This is a genomic window from candidate division WOR-3 bacterium (assembly GCA_016926475.1).
Lineage (GTDB): Bacteria > SDB-A > SDB-A > SDB-A > SDB-A > JAFGIG01.
This window is the reverse complement of sequence record JAFGON010000071.1, coordinates 20,012-37,655: the sequence shown is the minus strand read 5'-3', so window position 1 is coordinate 37,655 and position 17,644 is coordinate 20,012. Positions and strand designations below refer to the sequence as shown.

The following is a 17,644-nucleotide window of genomic DNA, read 5'->3' as shown; positions in this document are numbered from 1 at the left end:
TTATTCTAACAACTCTCCCTTCGATATTCTGCAACCGTTGACGAAATCCACTCCGGTCATCTCCCTTTTGGAAGAAGGCCTGAGCTTTTTCAAAACGACGGCTCCGTCCAAAGTTTTTACGGTAAAAGGTTTTGTCTCCAAAACAGTTGAAGTCGATGCGTCTTTGTCGAGTTCGGGTGCTTTTTCTGCGTCTAAAAGTTGAATAATTTTACTTTTGAACGGAAAGTAAGCCGTGGGTTTAGGCCTCAGCGCTCTGCATTTGTTTACGATTTGATCTGATGTCATATTCCATGTTATCCTTCTGTCCCTCTCGGTGATAGCTTTCGCCCATGTGGCTTGGGATTCTTGTTGAGGTATGGTTCTTTGTAAAAAATACTCAAGTGAATTTAAAACTTCCTTTACCATATCTGAGGCAAGACAGGCTAGTCGAAGCTTAAGGGATAAATCGTCATCCGACGGTTTTATGTCCGTTTTTAGTTGGACGATCATGTCTCCGGAATCTATCTTTTGGGAGAGTTTGTGCAAAGTCACGCCTGTATGGAGATCTCCGTTCATTATCGCTCTTGCGACCGGTGCCATACCTCGGTATCGGGGCAGAAGAGAAGGATGGATGTTGATCCCTCCGTGTTTGGGGGTTGAATACAGTTCCTTGGGTATCATTTTTCCGAAAGATGCGACAAGAAAAAGGTCCGGTGCCTGTTTTTTGACGAATTCGACCGACTCGAGGCTTTTGAGGGAGTCTGATTCAAATCTCGGCAAATCGCGAGATTCCGCCCATTCCCAGAGAAGAGAAGATCGGTCTCTGAGACCCCTCCCTTTTTTTCTTCTTCCTATGGTGAAAATAGAACCGATCAAATTCCCCGTTTTTTCCGCGAAAGCACGGCTGAATTCGTCTGATCCAAAAAGCATAACCTTCAAGGATTTTTTTCTTCCTCCGTCTGATTGACGACTTTAATAATCGAACCTCTTTCGACATCGACATCGGTTTTGTCGGCTATTTTAACAACAACTACGCTGCCTTTGATGTTCTTGACGATACCGTATATCCCGCCTGAGGTGAGAACTTTGTCGTCTTTTTTTATTGCTTCCAGCATTTTCTGATGCTGTTTTCTTTTTTTACTTTCCGGAAATATGAGAAGAAAATAAAAAACCACGAATATCAGTATAAAAGGAAGAAAAGAAAATAGCGTCGACAAAGGGTTAGAACCCTGACTTTGACCTGACTGGGCGGTATCTTGAGCGCAGCTCTGGGCTGAAAGATATAATCTGAATAAAAACAATCCAACCTCCTAAAATTGTTGTCCGAAAAAAACTGTTTGAAAAATAATCTGATTATCAATTGAAAAAAGCAATGTTATCATTTATACCGAACTCAAGCAACGAACACTTTGAATTATTTTAGAGAGGAGTTTTGGTGAAAACTATTTTTCTGATTTTGCCTCTTGTGGCAATGGTTTCATGTACTTTTAAGCCAGACAAAATTGACCTGAGAAAGAATGGAGAACTTGCGGGATCCTATGTCGCCTATGGGGAAGATTATGAAATAGAGACGTATTTCTCCGAAATGGATGAAAATGTTTTCAAAATCAGACAAGGCGAAAGCATTGACGGAGTGGGTATAAGGCGAGGAGAAATGCTTTTTTTGGCTATAAGAGACGACAGCAGTTTCGCCTCGGGAATATACATAATAAAAGAAAAAACTTTGGATGGAGTCTGGACCGCGGGTAATCCGGAAACATTTTCGGAAAGACTTTCTAAAACCGGTTTACCCGAAGACGAATATGTTATACCTGAATGCGGTTTATCTGTTAAAAGCTCGGTCTTCAGACTCTTTGTAGGTTCAGATCATGGGAAAGAAGAGGTTCTTATGCTGGTTGAACCATTTGGCGACAGAACATTTGATGTTCTTTTGGAAGCCGAAAACTCTTTTGTCTCCGGATTCGGGATATGTTCTGAAAATTATATTTCCGCTTGTTTGTTTGACGAATCCCTTGATTCATGGGGCGTGATGTTTTTGGAGTTTTCACAAGGCGACACTTTGACAGGTTCAATGTCGCTTTTTGGGGATTGGTCGCTGAAAGAAGTCACTGCTGTTGAATTGAACGCGGAGTAAACGCTAAAAAATTTTTTTAGCCGCGAGGCAAATCTCGCGGCTTTTTTTACAAAAGATGAAAAGAAATGATCAGACCCGCAACCACAACGCTGACCATACTCATGAGCTTTATAAGAATGTTCAGGCTTGGTCCGGAGGTGTCTTTGAAAGGGTCTCCTATGGTGTCGCCCACGACCGCAGCTTTATGCGCATCGGATCCCTTTCCACCGAAATTGCCTTCCTCGATGAATTTTTTCGCGTTGTCCCAAGCTCCCCCCGCGTTTGCCATGAAAATCGCCAGTGTGAATCCGGTGATAAGGCTTCCAACGAGAAGACCGATTACCCCGGCTATGCCGAGAAGAAAACCAGTCACTACAGGCGTAATTATAGCCAGAAGAGAAGGAAAAATCATTTCCCTCTGCGCCCCTTTAGTGGAAATTTGGATGCAAGAAGCGTAGTCCGGTTTTTCTGTCCCTTCTAATATCCCCTTTTTTTCGGAAAATTGTCTTCTTACTTCGTTGACCATTGCCTGTGCGGCTCTGCCGACCGCTTTCATGGTCAAAGCCGAAAATGCGAAAGGAAGCATGGCTCCCAAAAAAGCCCCTATCAAAACGACAGGGTTCATCAGGTTTACGCTGTAAAAATTCATAAAATCGGAAAAAGTCGCGGAAGCCGTCTCGATTGTTCCATGGCCCAATTCAAGAACAGTCTGTCCCGCTCTTAGAAGAGATACCCTAATCTCTTCTACGTAGGCTGCTATTAGAGCCAGAGCTGTCAGAGCAGCAGAGCCTATCGCGAATCCTTTACCTGTTGCGGCGGTTGTGTTTCCAAGAGAGTCCAAAGCATTAGTCCTTTTCCTGACTTCTTCAGGCAGACCGCTCATTTGAGCGTTTCCTCCAGCGTTGTCGGCTATAGGACCATAAGCGTCAGTCGCGAGGGTAATGCCTAAGGTCGAAAGCATTCCAACCGCGGCGAAACCTATGCCGTAAAGCCCGAAAGAGGCGTTGTGAAAACCTCCCGATAGCCAATAAGAAAGCAAAGTCGCCGAGGAGACTGCCAGGACAGGGACTACTGTCGAAAGCATACCGGAGCCGATTCCTTCGATTATTAAAGTCGCAGTGCCCGTCAGGGCTTGTTTTGCTATTTTCTGTGTTGGTTTGAAGTCCGAAGAGGTGAAATATTCTGTCGATTTTCCTATCGTTATACCAGCGAAAAGACCTGAAAGCATAGAAAGCCAGATCCCGGGCCACCTTCCGACAATACTACCCATGAAACCTGAAGCAATTGATGGACCGGAAAGAACGGTTTTTAAAGTTAAATAAATGACGGCGAGAGACAAAAGAGCTATGAATGCAGAACTCGTGTTGATGCCCACGGAGAGAGAATGAAGAAGTTGTTTTTGAGTAGCGCCTTCTTTTGTTTTGACGAGGTAAATTCCTAGAACTGAAAGAAAAGATCCAATCCCCGCCACTATCATCGGAGCGACCACAAGTAGAAATTGTCCATGGCCCAAACTCGCGCCAGCTGCTGCTCCGAGGGCGGCTGTAGCAAGAATGCTTCCGCAATAACTCTCGTATAGATCAGCTCCCATACCGGCTACGTCTCCGACGTTGTCGCCCACATTGTCCGCTATGACAGCCGGGTTTCTTGGGTCGTCTTCTGGGATGTTCTGTTCGACTTTGCCGACGAGGTCAGCTCCAACATCGGCGGCTTTGGTGAAGATGCCGCCGCCTACTCTCGCGAAAAGAGCTTGTGATGAAGCGCCGATTCCGAAACTGAGCATTGTCACCGTGATTTCGTTTAAATCCTTTATTCCGACAAAAAGGCGCAATACTATAAACCACAGAGAAATATCTAACAAGCCGAGTCCGACTACTGTCAAACCCATTACGGCGCCGGAACGAAAAGCCACTTTCAGCGCGCCGTCAAGACTGTCTCTAGCCTTGCTTGCGGTTCTCGAGCTAGCCAGTGTGGCGGTGTTCATGCCTATAAAACCAGCCAGACCCGAGAAAAATCCTCCGGTGAGAAAAGCGAATGGAACCCATCGAGATTGAACTTTGAGGACGAACGCGAGGAAAGCGAAAAAAATGAAGGCGAACAAAAAGAAAACGAACACGATTTTGTATTGCTGTTTCATGTAAGCCATTGCGCCGACTCTGACGTGGTTGGCTATTTCGCGCATTTTCTTGTCACCCGCTTCTTCCTTGAGGATAGATCTGAAAAAAATGAAGGCAAATAAAAGCGCCACAACTGCCCCTGCGGGAGCTAGCCAGAAAAGATTGTCAACGGTATTTTCAAAAGAGACAAGTGATTGCAAAAATAAAATTGCTTCCATTAAATCACCTCCTGAATGATTCTAAGGCTTTTATGCTATTTGAAGATCCTTCGACAAAAAAGACTAGATCCGATATCGAATCGCCGAATCCGCCTGAAGCGATAAGTTCTAGATCGACATTAAATAGAAATTTCGCGGCTTGCTTTTCGGTGATGATATCGGCGGAAATGACAGGAAAAAGAGACGCTTTTATACCATCTGAGAATTCAATGTCTATCCCTTTCAATCTATCGCATGCCGCTTTAACTGAAGGTATGAGCTTTCGCAAGCTTACTGGAATTATCAGCTCAATGGATCTGGCTATGACTTGACCGTAAATCCTTCCAATTGTCCCGCCCATCTCTCCGGCTACGAGAATCCCCGCTGTTCCATGGGGGTCAACCGCGTTTGCCCCTTTTATTATTACGTCTCCATGACCCATCTCTGGGAGAATATCCAAATAATCTTTTTCGATGGCTCTTCCTTTGAATAATAACAGAGGTTTGATCCTCTCTTTCTGCGGCGTGACACCAAGACAATGATTTTCTATTATGCCGACAGTGTATTCTTTCTGGGGATAATCCTCCTTGGTCAAAGCTTTAGCGATGTTTGAATTCATGGTCCCATTCGCTATTACGAGATAACCGTTTTGGAAGGCGTTTTGTGTTTCGGGCAGGTTTACCACCGCTTCTGTGATGAGCTGGGCTGACCTTTCAGGAGAAAAAACGCAGATTCCCGTCATATGACATTCCTCTTGATAAGAGGGTTGATCCTAGAGAGGATTTCGTAATTTATTGTCCCGCAGAGCGACGCCATTATCTCAGCTGTAATAACTTCATCGCCCTGTCTTCCGAGAAGGACTACTTCGTCTTCAAGTTTGGCGCCTTTAATATCAGTCACGTCTATGATGACGACGTTCATGCAGACTCTGCCTCTCACAGGAGCTCTTTTCCCTCTGACCAGGACCCACCCGATATTAGACAAAGACCTGTCGTAACCGTCGTAATAACCTATTGGAATGTAGGCGAGTTTGGATTTTGTTGAAGTTTTGTAGGTGCATCCGTAACCAACGAAGCTGCCTTTCTCGACTGTTTTCACTTGAGATATTATTGTTTTCCATGATAAGACGGGTTTCAAGGAAAAGTTTTTTCCTGATATTTTAGACGAGAGAAAAGTCTCCTTTGAAGGCCAAATGCCGTAAAGGGATATTCCAACTCTTACCAAATCGTTATGTGTTTCCGGGAAAAGAATTGTCGCGGCGGAGCAGGCATTGTGAATTTGTATGGGGCTCTTTGTAACTTTTTTTATATTTTTCGTGATTTCAGCGAAAATTTTCATCTGACCTATTGCAAATTCATGTTCTGTAGTATCCTCGATGTTTGCAAAGTGAGTTGAAACTCCGCGCAACATAACTCCTTCCGATGAGGCGGCAAGCAGTGCGGCTTTTATCGCCTTTTCAGGCAAAAAACCCTGCCTGTTGGTCCCTGTTTCGACTTTAAGGTGGATTTGAGATTTTTTCTTCTGTTTAACGGACTGTTTTGAAACCTGCTCAATCGTCTTTTCGTTGAAAACTGTCAACTCAATCGATTTACCAACTGCTTCTCTCACTTCTTTGATTGAAACATAACCCAAACAAATAATTCTCGCTTCAGAAGACAGCTCTCTAACGAGGAGGGCTTCTTCGAGTGAAGCAACGCAAAAAGTACTCACGCCGTTTTTTAGACAGATACCCACCACTTCCCTCAAACCGTGCCCGTATGCGTTTGATTTTATAACAGGCGCGAATTCAACATTTTTACCTAAATGATTTTTGAAAAGCCTGATGTTTTCGGAGAGATTGTTTTCGTTGATCTCGACCAAGCTCAAGGAGCTAGCTCTCATTGTTTTTCTCTTCTTTGAAAATTGGCGTTGGTGTCAAAAGACCTGTCATGCCCTTAAAACACAGTGTTTTTTGAAAATTTTCGATACCATTGAAAGCTCCTGTTCAATAAATGCAAATTATATGATCTGAAAGGTTTTTTAGCAAGTTGACTTTAATGGATTATTCAATAAAATAGACCGTATGAAAAACAAAAAAAATATTGTGATTGCGGTTTTGTCTCTGTTGATCCTGGTTGAAGGGGTGTTTTTTTATTTTCAGTACAGAAAAACATCTCATTTAGGGGAAAAGGCGACCTATTTTGAAAACAAAAGGGATAGTCTGAACATAGTGATATCCAATCTCGTCAATTCGTCTTCAAACCTCGAATATCTCGTCGAAAAATTCGCCTTTGAAAACCAGACGCTCAAAACAGACGAATACTACATGTTGATCAGCCTCAGACGTCAGCATTTTTGGGTAAAAAAGCGCGATAAAACTATATGGGAAGGATCTTGCGCTACTGGTGTAGGAGAAGTCTTGAGAGCGGGGGAGCAGTTCAACTTTCAAACTCCAACAGGTGAAAGAAGAGTGCTGGCAAAAAAAACAGAACCATACTGGATAAGGCCTAATTGGTTCTGGCGGGAACAAGGTCTTGAAATCCCCAGCGATACTGAATGGATAGTGATTCCCGATTCCCTCGATTTCAATCAGTCTATCGCCTTTTACGACAGCCTTCCTGAGGAAGACAAACTGCGGGTGAGAGAAGTACCGGGAGCTCTTGGCAATTATGCGTTGAATCTCGGAGAAGGAATACTGATACACAAAGGTCAAATAGGCAGAGGAGTATACTCTCACGGTTGTATAAGGCTCAAGGAAGAAGACCTCGAAATCGTCGACAGTCTGATTCCTGTGGGAGCTTCGGTTTTCATATTTTGACCTGAATTAACCGATCGGAGAAAGCTATAAAAGCCTTTTTCAAGACTGCGAGAGGTTATGTTTTTCCAGCTCTTTCGGGCTTCATGATGTTTTTGAGTTTTCCGCCGGCATCGCTTCGGCTTCTAATACTCGCCGCCCAAGTACCTCTGCTTTTATCCCTTTATGGTCGTGAAAAAAAATCTTTTTCCAAAGGCTTGACAGCAGGTTTTGTTTTCTTTTCTCTGCATCTATTTTGGATAACCAGACTGCCGATAAACGGTCATTTAAAACTTCTTCTATTTGCTGGGTACATTCTGATGTGCGTTTATTTGTCATTATACTTTGGCATCTACGCGTATTTTATCTCTAAAATAAAGAATCCTCTTTTTTTTATTGTCTTTTCATCGTTGCTCTGGACAGCTCTTGAATACATACGTTCGAGAAGTTCACAAGTAGGTTTTCCCTGGGGTATGAGCGGATATTCTCTCGCAGGGCTGCCTCTACTCATACAGATAACCTCAATAGGGGGTATATACCTGCTGGGCATTTGGATAACCGCCGTCAACTCGTCTTTGGCAATGGTTCTGAAGAAAAAGAAATATTCTTTTCTGGTTCTGCTCGCTATTCTGCTCGCGAACGTTTTATTCGGAACAATTCGACTTTCTCGAAGGACTTCCTTTCAAAATCTCCGCCGAATCGCGGTGGTTCAACCCAATATTTCGCAGGATCTCAAAGGAAGTGAAGATGAGATTTCAAGGGAGAGAAGAGCGGAAATCATCCTCGATTTTTTGTCGAAAGCTGTTGAAAAACAGAGAATCGACGTGTTGGTCTTGCCTGAGACTAGCTGGCCTTGGCCTGTTAAATCACTTTTTGAAGATTACGACCCCAGATCGGAAATCCTTTCGGATTTTGCCAGAGCTCATAATACTTCGATTTTGGTAGGGGCTCAGGACATAACTGTTTTCAAAGATGCCTACAGACCCACTAATTCGGTTTTTTTGATAGATGATGAAGGCGTTTTGGCGGCGAGGCACGATAAAATATACCTTGTACCTTTCGGGGAACATTTGCCTTTTGACGATGTCATGCCGTTTCTGACTTCTGTAGATTTGGGGCAAAGCGACTACCTTCCGGGTAAAAACGAATCGCTCCCTGAAACCAAGGGAATGAAAATCGGAGTAGGCATTTGTTATGAGTCCGCTTTTACACAATATTACAGAGGTCTTGTCGAAAGCGGAGCCGGGGTTGTTGTCAATTTAACAGACGATCAGTGGTTTGGCAGATCTGCAGGTCCGGTTCAGCATGCCGATATTTTTATCCTAAGAGTTGTAGAAAACAATGTCTGGGGAATAAGATGCGCAAATACGGGAGTCTCATATCTGGTTGACCCTTTTGGAAGAGTTGTCGAAAACACAGGCGCAGATATGCCCGGGTATATTTATGGTACAATAGGAACTATGCCTTCAAAAAGTTTTTACACGCATTACATGAAAGAAATATTGGCTGTTTTGTCCGTGTTTGCCTCTATTTCCGTCATACTATTAAAAGCGAAAAAAAGGAGACAGGATGTTTGACCTGACAGTAATAGGCGGAGGCCCCGGAGGTTATGTCGCCGCCCTTGAAGGAGTACGAAAAGGGTTGAAAACCGCCCTGGTAGAGAAAAATAAGGTAGGAGGCGTCTGCCTGAATATGGGATGTATTCCGACAAAAGCCATGCTGTTTTCTTCTTCGCTTTTGACCCTCTCTAAATCTGGAAAGAGATACGGCCTTTTAGCCGAAAAACTCGGTTTCGATGAAAACGCCGCTGACAAGCACAGGTCGTTGAGCGTTGCCAAACTTGTAAAGGGAGTGGAAAACCTTTTGAAACAAAGAGGTGTTGAAGTATTTCAAAAAGAAGCTCTTTCCATAGAAAAAGGGAAGGTCGTATTTCAAGATGGCATCCTGGAATCGAAAAATATCATTATGGCAACAGGTTCGGTTGCGTCGGACATACCCGTTGCAAGATTTGACGGAGAGAATATTATCAGTTCTGACTATGCTGTTACTTCTCATAAAGCGCCTTCGAGCGTGCTAGTCCTAGGCGGGGGAGTTATCGGAGTTGAGTTGGCGACTTATTGGGCTTCGATAGGCGTGTCTGTAGTCATAGTTGAAATGTTTGAAACTCTTTTACCTCAGCTTAAAGATCAGAAAGCATCAATGGTTTTAGCAGAATCTCTTAAAAAGAAGAAGGTGAATGTCTTGACCGGAAAAATTTTTGAAAATTGTGAGAAGAAAAACGGAAATGTTCTAAGCCGTCTGAAAAGCGGTGAGGAATTCGAGACCGAAAAGATTCTTGTATCAACCGGCAGAAAACCCAATTCTTCAATAGCTGACGGAAATATTTTAAAAAAGGATTCGAGGGGTCATTTGATAACTGACGATTATTGCAGAACTTCTGTTGAAGGAATTCTGGCGGTTGGCGATGTCGCCGGTGAGCCTTACTTGGCTCATAAAGCATCCCACGAAGCTGAAGTCGCTGTTTCGTATTTGACAGGTGGGACGTTGAAAAAGCAGCTCGAATACATTCCCGCCTGTGTTTTCTCTGAACCGGAAATTGCAAATATCGGTTTTAACCCGACTACAGCGGCTGAAAATGGCGTTGAATCAGTATGGGGTGAATTTCCGTTTTCAGCCAACGGAAAAGCAGTGGCATCCGGGACGATAGAGGGCTGGGCGAGACTAGTCGCGAGGAAAAACGACCATGTGATTATAGGAGGACAAATCGTCGGTGCAAATGCGGACTTGTTGCTTGGGGAAGTTTCGTTGGCTGTAAAAATGGGTTTGAAACTCGAAAACTTAGTCGATACCGTCCACATTCACCCTTCACTGTGCGAGATAATCCCAGAAGCTGCGAGAGCAGCACTGGGAGAATCTCTACATAAATAGACAGAGGATTATGTCAACTGGCGTGAGAAATTTGCCTTTTTTCCACGAGGTTTCTTAGAAATGGAGATAGGTAGACTTCCTCGAGAGAATAATGAGCGCTGAGGTTTTGGATAAAGATACGGACAATAGCTTGGGTGCTGTAAATTCGGTTGAGAACTATGACTGGTTTTTCGTGAACTCTGCAGAAACCGCCTTCACCGCTTATCCTATCGTATATAACTTCAACGCCGAGTTTAACTGCAATTTCATGAAGGTCCTCAAGAGCTTTCATCCATTTCTTCGAGTTGATTTCGGTTTTAGTACTCATAACAATTTAATTATACTTATATTGGCGGTTTTTGTCAATATATTGTGCAGTGGTTATTCTTATGCCGAAGATATTGTCATCAACGAAGTTGGGGCTAACCCAAAAGGAAGCGAGTCGGGAGCGGGATCTCCCGGGGACAGGAATGAATTTTTCGAACTGTTGAACTTATCCAGATTTCCTGTAGATCTGTCGGGGTTATTCGTAACAGACGGAGACCAGACTGACGTCATAATCGCTTGGACGGACGACCGTCTGCTAGCCCAGAATGTTCTATGGCGTACTACCGTTCTTTTACCGGGACAATACGCAGTGGTGCTCGACCCTGAATACGTGGACTCAGGAGATTTTTACCAGCCCTATACATTTGGAGACAGCTCTTTGATTGTAACTGTCGGAAACACAACACTGGGAAACGGCTTGTCTACGACGGATCCTCTGATACTTCTAGACAGTTTTCAAAATACGATATCTTCCTACGGCACACCGATGGATTCCATGGATTCAATTCCTTTTGACCCGGGAGACGGAATTTCCGTTGAACGTTTGAATCCCTACCTTGAAGATTTGGAAAAAAACTGGTTTCCATCCAAAGATTCATGCACGCCTGGCATGGACAACAGTGTGCTTTGCGGAAATCTGGGAATCGATCCCTCTCAGATGAAATTTTCAGAAGCCAAACCGGGAGAAGCCTGCACTGTTTCGGTGGTTTTTGAAAATTTTGGTCCTGAGACTTTGGGAAATTTTTTACTGAGAGGTCTTTCAACTGAACGTTTAAGCGGACAAGATAGTTTGAACCCTGTTTTTGAATATTTTTACGTCGAGTCTCTTCATCCCGGGGAACATGACTCCCTTTCAAGCGTATGGAATCCTGCCCCCCCGGGACTGTATAATTTCTGGGTTAAAGCCCTTGAAGCCTCTGCTTCGAGACTGGTTAGATTCGGCGAATTACCGGGTCAGATAGTATTGTCAGAGTTGATGTTCGCTCCGGATGTGTCAGGGGAATGGTTTGAAATCAGAAACAGGTCATACGATTATTGCTCTTTAGAAGTCAGAATTTTCAGCGGCACCGAGACAACGTCAGCCCAGATATCAGCATCCGCTAAATCCTTTGTTGTCCTCTGTGAAGATTCAGCCGCATTCAGATCCGAGCACGGATCGTTTGACGGAGAACTCCTACAGCTTGATAATTGGCCTACTCTCGGAAACTCGGAGGATTCGCTCAGTATAGAGGACTTTTACGGGACAGTCATCGACAATCTTTTGTATGCATTTTCCTCGTGGGAAAACGGTTTCAGCCTTGAGAGGGTCTGTGACGATGTAAGTTCTTCGCAACAGTCAAATTGGCTTAAATGCGTCTCTCCAGAGCGCTCTACGCCCGGTGAGGTCAATTCGGTTCAATCCATACTGCCGCAAATAACAGGAAATGCATCAGTCAGCCCTAATCCGTTTTCACCGGACGGAGACGGTTTTGACGAAACTTGCGTCATAGGGATTTCACTCGGAACTTATCCAGAGAGGATAAAAGTCAAAATATACGATATAAGAGGTTTTGTGCTGAGGGAATTCGAGAGTTTTGAACCCGGGTTGGAACAATACTTTATATGGGATGGTAGAGACAAAAACGGGCAAATATCGCCTCCCGGAATTTATTTGATTTTTATTTCATCCGACTTGATAGAAGGTAATTCATTTTCGAGAAAGCTGACAGTGGTCCTCGCCGAGAAGCTATGAAGATGTTTTGAGTTCGACGGCGAAGACGGTCCCTTGATCCACTTTGGAACTCTCGATGTATATTCTCCCTTCGTGAATATTTTCGATGATCCTCTTGGAAAGGGTGAGACCCATACCCCACCCGAATTTCTTTGAAGTGTATCCGAGGTCGAAGACTTTAGACGATTGTTTTTTAGTCATCCCTTTGCCGTTGTCCTTGATCCGGAGAAGTGCCTTTTTTTTCTTTTCGTCTTTTTCGAGATTTATGGATATGTGTCCCTGATCTTTATTCATAGCGTCGAGAGAGTTTTTTATCAGGTTTTCGACAACCCATGATAGAAGTTCGGCATCGCCCACGACAGAGCATTTTCCGGTTGACTGGTATTTTAATTTGATTCCTTTTCCCAAAGTCGGGAGTCTGCTCGAAAAATACTCCACCGCGTTTCTGGCTATTTCATCTAAGTCGATGTATGTCATAGTCGGTGAAGTTCCTATACGGCTGAACCTTTTAATGATGTTGTTCATTCTGGTCAAATCTCTCTCAATGCTGTCGAGCCCTTCTTCTACGGTTGAGGGATCCGTTTTAAAAAATTCAGTCCAGCCCATTATCGAAGATAGAGGTGTGGCGAGTTGATGAGCTGTCTCTTTTGCCATTATCATCCAGATGTTGTCCCTCTCCCAACTTCTGGCTATTCTCAAGGAGATGAGAAGGGTGAACAGAAGAGCGATTAAAAGCACAGTCTGAACCAGAGGCAGGAGGTTAATTGTTTTTAAAAAAGGAAGGTTGCCGTAATGCAGATAAGCCGCTGTCAGGCGAACTTCTCCTACTTCTACATAGATAGGTATGGGGTCGTTGACTTCGTCCATTTTTTTGTATTCTTCAACGATTTTCAGCAGATGGACGTTGTCCATGGATTCTAAGTCTGTAGTGTCGATTTCTTCACTGGTGACTGCGTCGGGATCGATTCCTATGTTTCTCCACGCCCTCGGCTTTCCGTTGGGTTCAGTTATTATGACAGGGATGGGTATTGAAGCGATGATTCTTTTTCCCTCGAGGAATATTTTCTCGTTTGTGGGATCCTGAGCTACTTGGGTGGTGAAAAAAGTCATCAAAGACGCGTAGCCTTGAGCTACAAGTTTTTCGGATTTTTTGATGTCGCTGATCAGTTTTTGAGTCATGATATATGATAAAATGCCTACTCCGGTTATCGTCAGCAGAGTTATTAAAAGCACGAATTTCAGCCAGGGATGCCTTAGGTCGAAAAGATTGAAATTGCTCAGCGACCTGAAGGAGGATTTCAATATTTTTTTGATTTTTTCCATTATCGAGCGAATTTTAAGTCAAAAAGATTATACAACGAAAGTCCACCGGGATGTATCATCAAGTCTTCTATTCTCCGATGAGCATTTTCAGGTCTCTCAGCTTTATATCCCCGGGCCATTTCAGTAAAGCTTCTCTCAATTCAGTTTTCGCGCTTTCGAGGTCTCCCGCCGATAGGTGTATGAGAACCGTGATTTCAGATTTTTCAGGCGATTCATTCATTTTGGAAGCGTATGAGAGAGCTTCTGAGAATTTTCCCTGCGAAGCGAAAACCCTTGAAAAATTGAAAAATACCATGTTTTTTTCCGCTCCCAACTTGAGGGCATTTTCGAGATCTTCCATAATCAATTGACTCTGTTGCGGGGATACTTCCGTTTTGTAGAGGTCCAGTCTGACCTGTGCTCTGTTAAACCTGTATTGCCAAAAATCGAAATTTTCGTTCAGTGAATCGAGAACCGTCAATAGGTCTGAAATTTTTCCATTAGAATAAAAATAGTGCATCTGGTTTTCCCATAAAACCCTTTGATGATTTTGGGAATACGGCTCAGGATCGAAAATAATCCTTTGTGCCGTTTGTGAAAAGGTGTCATTTCCGTTGAAAAGAAAATACGAATTTTTCGGTGTGAAATACGCAGGAAAAGATTTGGTTTTTGAAGAAGGTATCAAGACAAGCGGCATGGAATTTTGCAAACAGTAGTTTTTAAGATCTTCCGGTTTTTTGAGAAAGAAGAATAGTTTTCCCAAAGAGCTTTGATACCAGCGTTCATCCAACAAATCGGGATACACAAGAGTGAGGTCGGTTCTTCTGCCCTCAGCAGCCTGCATGTCTAAAAGAAGAAAATATTCGTTTGTGTTTTCACAGAAAACTACCGAGTTTTGGGGGATCTCCTCAGCGAGATGATCTGCGTATAACCGCGCCCCCTCAGAATGCCTTCTGAGCATATGTGGATGGTTTAGAAAAAAGGAGACAAAAACCGAAGATATAAGTATTGCGAGAGAGAGTTTTCCATATTTTCCTTCTATGGGCGCAAAAGACGCTGTGAAAGCGGCAAAAAAATACAGAGGTATCGTGTAAGCTTCAAAATCGGGTCCCCTTCCGGCTTTTAGAGAGAAGACAAGATAAAAGAGAAAAATCACTGGGACACAGAGAGATAACGGACCGTGTTTGCGGTAGAGGGCTATGAAGGAGGGAACGAAAAGAATAGATCCGATTACCGAATAATTCAGCACAATTGATTTGAACAATTGAAAAAGAGATTGCACCGGATTTGACTGGGACAAAAAACCGGAAAAAAAATCTCCGCGGAATTCTTTCATGGCGAGCATGTCCAAAAAATTTCCAAATTTACCCGGGGCTCCCCAGTTTACTGGAGGAGAAGCTTGTCCTCTGAAAAAAAGAAAGAAATACACCGAAAGACCGAGAATGAAAAGCGGTGCGGTCGAAAATACAAAACGTAAATTTTTTTCTTTTAAATAAAAGAACAACACTGCAACGGGGTAAACAACCGCGAGAAGTATGCTCCCACCCGACAAAAAACCGAGGAAGTAAGAATAAAGGGCGAAATCCCTTTTTTTCGAGAAGGCGAGAGGGAATAACGAAAGACCGGCAACAAGAAGACAGTATGTCTCGGAGACAGTCGAATAATGGAACACAGGCGCTGAAAACCCGAAGAGAAGCGGAGAAATAACGCTCATAATAAGAGATCTGCCCATGCGGATGAGAGCATAAGAAAAAAAGAAAAGAGACAAAGACGAGTAGAAGGCGCTCGCGATCACAACCGCTCTGGACTGAGATACAAATGGGTTTAATAGAATCACAATGAATCTGGACATCAAAGAATAAGCTGGATGCCCGGGAGAATGTGTTATTGAGAGCGTCCTGGCTACTGCGTCCATCAATGAAGAGTCCTCCCAAAAAAGACCGGGGCATGAAAAAAAATAATAGGCTGAAAACGACAGGGCAAAAACAATCAAAGGAACGATGAAAAATGCATGCTTCATTTAGCCTCTCATCATTTTCAAGACAAATTTGAAATCGGAAAAAAATGAACCCGCGCTGAAATTTCTCGAGACTTTGAGAATTCTAAAAATCGTCGCGGGGTTGGAGTAAAATTTCAAATAGGCTTTTTTTAGCATTTTTTCCATTTCACCCGGAGAAAATCCAGGCAGTTGAAGACCAGCGCTTTCGTAAAGACCTTTCTGGGGTCCTCTCCCGATTATTTTCATTTTCGAATAAATCCTGTGAATCCTTGTGCCTTTGTATGGTTGGAGAATGAAAAATTTTGCGAAATGAGCTTTAGATGAAATCGCGTGAAGGACGTCTTTTTCAACGGTCTCTCTCGTCTCTCCGGGTAGTCCGAATATATAGAAAACCCATGTGGTCAAACCCTCTTCAGAGGATAATTTTATCGCCTCTTCGTATTTTTTTATGCTGACAGATTTGCCGATTTTACTGAAAATTTCTTTGTCAGAGGTTTCTATTCCGTAACCGGCGTTTAGAAAATTCGAGTGCTTTAGCTGCCTGAGAAGATCTCTGTCGATATTGGAAGGTCTGATTCCGTTCATGAAAAAAAAAGAAACCGGAAGTTTTTTTTTTCTCAACATGAACAGGAAATCTTCTGTCCAGTCTCTGTCACCCGAAAAATCATCGTCGGTGATGTGAATTTCTTTAGCTTTGTATTCTGAAACGGCGTATTCAATCAGTTCGAGAGCTCTATCGGTTGTCATCCTTCTAACTTTTTTCCCCCATACGCTCGGGGTCGAGCAGAAAACACAGTTGCCTGTGCACCCTCTGCTGAAGGAGACCGGGATAGCTGGAGAAGATTTAGACTCTGGCGGTTTGAATACTTTCCAGTCTTTTACCTTTCCGTAATTCGGAAAAGGCAAGGTGTCCAGATCATTTATGAAATCGGGTAAAGGGTTCGATTTTTCTCTTGTAACGACGCCTTTCAAGCCTGATATGTCTGAATTTTCATAGAGTTTGAACGCGAGGTTTACTGCAGTCGTCTCGCCTTCTCCTTGAACCGCGGCTACTATGCCTTCTGTGAGAGAATCTTTGCCGTATGAAGTGGCGTGAGGTCCGCCGAGCATGACAGGAGGACCTTGATTTATTTTTAACTCGCTGGCAATTTTTTGTATTCTTGGAAAAAGAGCTGTAGTTGATGTTGCGAATACGGACAGCACGTCTTTTTGATTGAGTTTCTGCAGTAAATTATTTTTTGAAAATAAATCTTCTTGAACGAGTTCTGTTTCAAAGCCGTTGCTCTCCAAAACCGAAGAAAGGCACAAAAGTCCAAGAGGCGGATATGGAATTTTTCCAGAGTAGAGTTGTTTTTGCGCCGGCGCGAGAAGAAGAATCTTTCTTTTCACGCGAGAGCCACCGGATTTGTTCTGCCGGGTAAAAAACCGTATTTGACTTTCCTGTATGCTTTTGATCCTCTTTTCTTGAAATAACTCAAAGGCTTGAAAATTACTCCCTTTTCTTTGTTCTTGTCTAGAATTCGTTCCAAAAAATATTTGTATTTTATGCCTTCGAGTTCGGCGTGGGCGCAATAAATATCTCCGTTGTCGAAAACTTCTTTGAGTGGATTTTTTGAGATCAGGATTTCATCGAGCGTCGGTAGGGTGACGGGTATCTGAATTGTCTTGATGCTGTTTGCTCTGTAAGAAACCGGAGTGAAAGGTGATCTGGACCTCACGTCGCTAGCCCAATCGAAATTGATTGAATCCTGCAAAAGCAGCAAACCTTCGGAAGTCTTCCAGCCAGGAGCTCCTGAAAATGAAGGATAATAATCTGCGAATTTGAAAAATTCCTGCATGCTTTTTTTTAAGTATTCAAAAAATAATTCCGAAAGCTCGGGCCGGAAAAGAGCTATCCATTTAAAATGTGAATATCCGTGAACCCCAACTTCATGTCCTTCGGACAATATCAGCTCAATAGTTTTTTTTCTGTTGCAAAACAAATCCGTGGAAACCAGATGGAAATAAGATTCCCTCAAGGAGAATAATTTCGATAGAAATCCTTTTTCTCTGTAAATTCTATTTAAGCTGAAAATGAAATCATCCGGTCCGGTGGTTATAAAAAAAGAAGCTTTTACGTCCCTTTGTGCGAGTATTCTAAGTATTGCCGGAACACCCGAACAGTTTCCTCTTTTAGTGTCTATGTCAACTCTGAGACCGCAAGTTTTCTGGCGCATATC

The 17,644-nt window shown here is 43.2% G+C and carries 15 protein-coding genes; 5 read left to right on the top strand and 10 right to left on the bottom strand.

Annotation, left to right across the window (positions count from 1 at the left end; all coding sequences use genetic code 11):
* Both fmt and yajC read right to left on the bottom strand, forming a co-directional pair.
* Complete coding sequence (fmt, locus tag JXA84_07015) at window positions 1-918, bottom strand: methionyl-tRNA formyltransferase (GenBank protein ID MBN1150951.1); 918 nt, start codon at window positions 916-918, stop codon at window positions 1-3.
* On the bottom strand, window positions 915-1,280 hold the full coding sequence (gene yajC / locus JXA84_07010) for a preprotein translocase subunit YajC (protein ID MBN1150950.1): 366 nt from the start codon (window positions 1,278-1,280) through the stop codon (window positions 915-917). The genes fmt and yajC overlap by 4 nt, the downstream gene beginning before the upstream one ends.
* 134 nt (window positions 1,281-1,414) lie before the next feature.
* Here yajC and JXA84_07005 point away from each other — a divergent pair, with 134 nt between their 5' ends.
* Window positions 1,415-2,113, top strand: a complete 699-nt coding sequence (locus tag JXA84_07005) for a hypothetical protein (protein MBN1150949.1) — start codon at window positions 1,415-1,417, stop codon at window positions 2,111-2,113.
* 46 nt (window positions 2,114-2,159) lie between these two features.
* Here the strand turns inward: JXA84_07005 and JXA84_07000 are convergent, their stop codons facing one another.
* Genes JXA84_07000 through alr form a run of 3 tightly spaced genes read right to left on the bottom strand, consistent with a single transcriptional unit; the run spans window position 2,160 to window position 6,287 of the window.
* Window positions 2,160-4,427 (bottom strand): sodium-translocating pyrophosphatase, encoded by a 2,268-nt coding sequence (locus JXA84_07000; protein MBN1150948.1) that lies wholly within the window; start codon window positions 4,425-4,427, stop codon window positions 2,160-2,162.
* A gap of 4 nt (window positions 4,428-4,431) precedes the next feature.
* A complete protein-coding gene (locus tag JXA84_06995) occupies window positions 4,432-5,148 on the bottom strand; it encodes a hypothetical protein (GenBank protein ID MBN1150947.1) in 717 nt (238 codons plus the stop codon).
* Window positions 5,145-6,287: an alanine racemase gene (alr, locus tag JXA84_06990; GenBank protein MBN1150946.1), complete on the bottom strand. Its 1,143-nt coding sequence runs from the start codon at window positions 6,285-6,287 to the stop codon at window positions 5,145-5,147. The genes JXA84_06995 and alr overlap by 4 nt, the downstream gene beginning before the upstream one ends.
* A gap of 181 nt (window positions 6,288-6,468) precedes the next feature.
* Between alr and JXA84_06985 the strand changes: the two genes are divergently transcribed.
* From JXA84_06985 to lpdA, 3 genes are all read left to right on the top strand, one after another.
* Window positions 6,469-7,203: a L,D-transpeptidase gene (locus JXA84_06985; protein ID MBN1150945.1), complete on the top strand. Its 735-nt coding sequence runs from the start codon at window positions 6,469-6,471 to the stop codon at window positions 7,201-7,203.
* A gap of 92 nt (window positions 7,204-7,295) precedes the next feature.
* The gene (lnt, locus tag JXA84_06980; GenBank protein MBN1150944.1) at window positions 7,296-8,756 is read left to right on the top strand and encodes an apolipoprotein N-acyltransferase; all 1,461 of its coding nucleotides are present in this window, start codon (window positions 7,296-7,298) and stop codon (window positions 8,754-8,756) included.
* Window positions 8,749-10,107, top strand: coding sequence for a dihydrolipoyl dehydrogenase (gene lpdA, locus JXA84_06975; GenBank protein ID MBN1150943.1), 1,359 nt, complete (start codon window positions 8,749-8,751; stop codon window positions 10,105-10,107). Before lnt ends, lpdA begins: the two co-directional genes overlap by 8 nt.
* Window positions 10,108-10,120: 13 nt before the next feature.
* Here the strand turns inward: lpdA and JXA84_06970 are convergent, their stop codons facing one another.
* Window positions 10,121-10,414, bottom strand: a complete 294-nt coding sequence (locus JXA84_06970) for a hypothetical protein (protein ID MBN1150942.1) — start codon at window positions 10,412-10,414, stop codon at window positions 10,121-10,123.
* Window positions 10,415-10,435: 21 nt separating this feature from the next.
* Here JXA84_06970 and JXA84_06965 point away from each other — a divergent pair, with 21 nt between their 5' ends.
* A complete protein-coding gene (locus JXA84_06965) occupies window positions 10,436-12,145 on the top strand; it encodes a lamin tail domain-containing protein (protein MBN1150941.1) in 1,710 nt (569 codons plus the stop codon).
* Here the strand turns inward: JXA84_06965 and JXA84_06960 are convergent.
* The 4 genes from JXA84_06960 to JXA84_06945 form a co-directional block, all read right to left on the bottom strand.
* On the bottom strand, window positions 12,140-13,447 hold the full coding sequence (locus JXA84_06960; GenBank protein MBN1150940.1) for a HAMP domain-containing histidine kinase: 1,308 nt from the start codon (window positions 13,445-13,447) through the stop codon (window positions 12,140-12,142). The two genes, JXA84_06965 and JXA84_06960, sit on opposite strands and share 6 nt — an antisense overlap.
* Window positions 13,448-13,514: 67 nt before the next feature.
* Window positions 13,515-15,446: a DUF2723 domain-containing protein gene (locus JXA84_06955; protein MBN1150939.1), complete on the bottom strand. Its 1,932-nt coding sequence runs from the start codon at window positions 15,444-15,446 to the stop codon at window positions 13,515-13,517.
* Window positions 15,447-16,814: a B12-binding domain-containing radical SAM protein gene (locus JXA84_06950; protein MBN1150938.1), complete on the bottom strand. Its 1,368-nt coding sequence runs from the start codon at window positions 16,812-16,814 to the stop codon at window positions 15,447-15,449.
* The gene (locus tag JXA84_06945; protein ID MBN1150937.1) at window positions 16,811-17,641 is read right to left on the bottom strand and encodes a polysaccharide deacetylase family protein; all 831 of its coding nucleotides are present in this window, start codon (window positions 17,639-17,641) and stop codon (window positions 16,811-16,813) included. Before JXA84_06945 ends, JXA84_06950 begins: the two co-directional genes overlap by 4 nt.
* Between the last annotated feature and the right edge of the window lie 3 nt (window positions 17,642-17,644).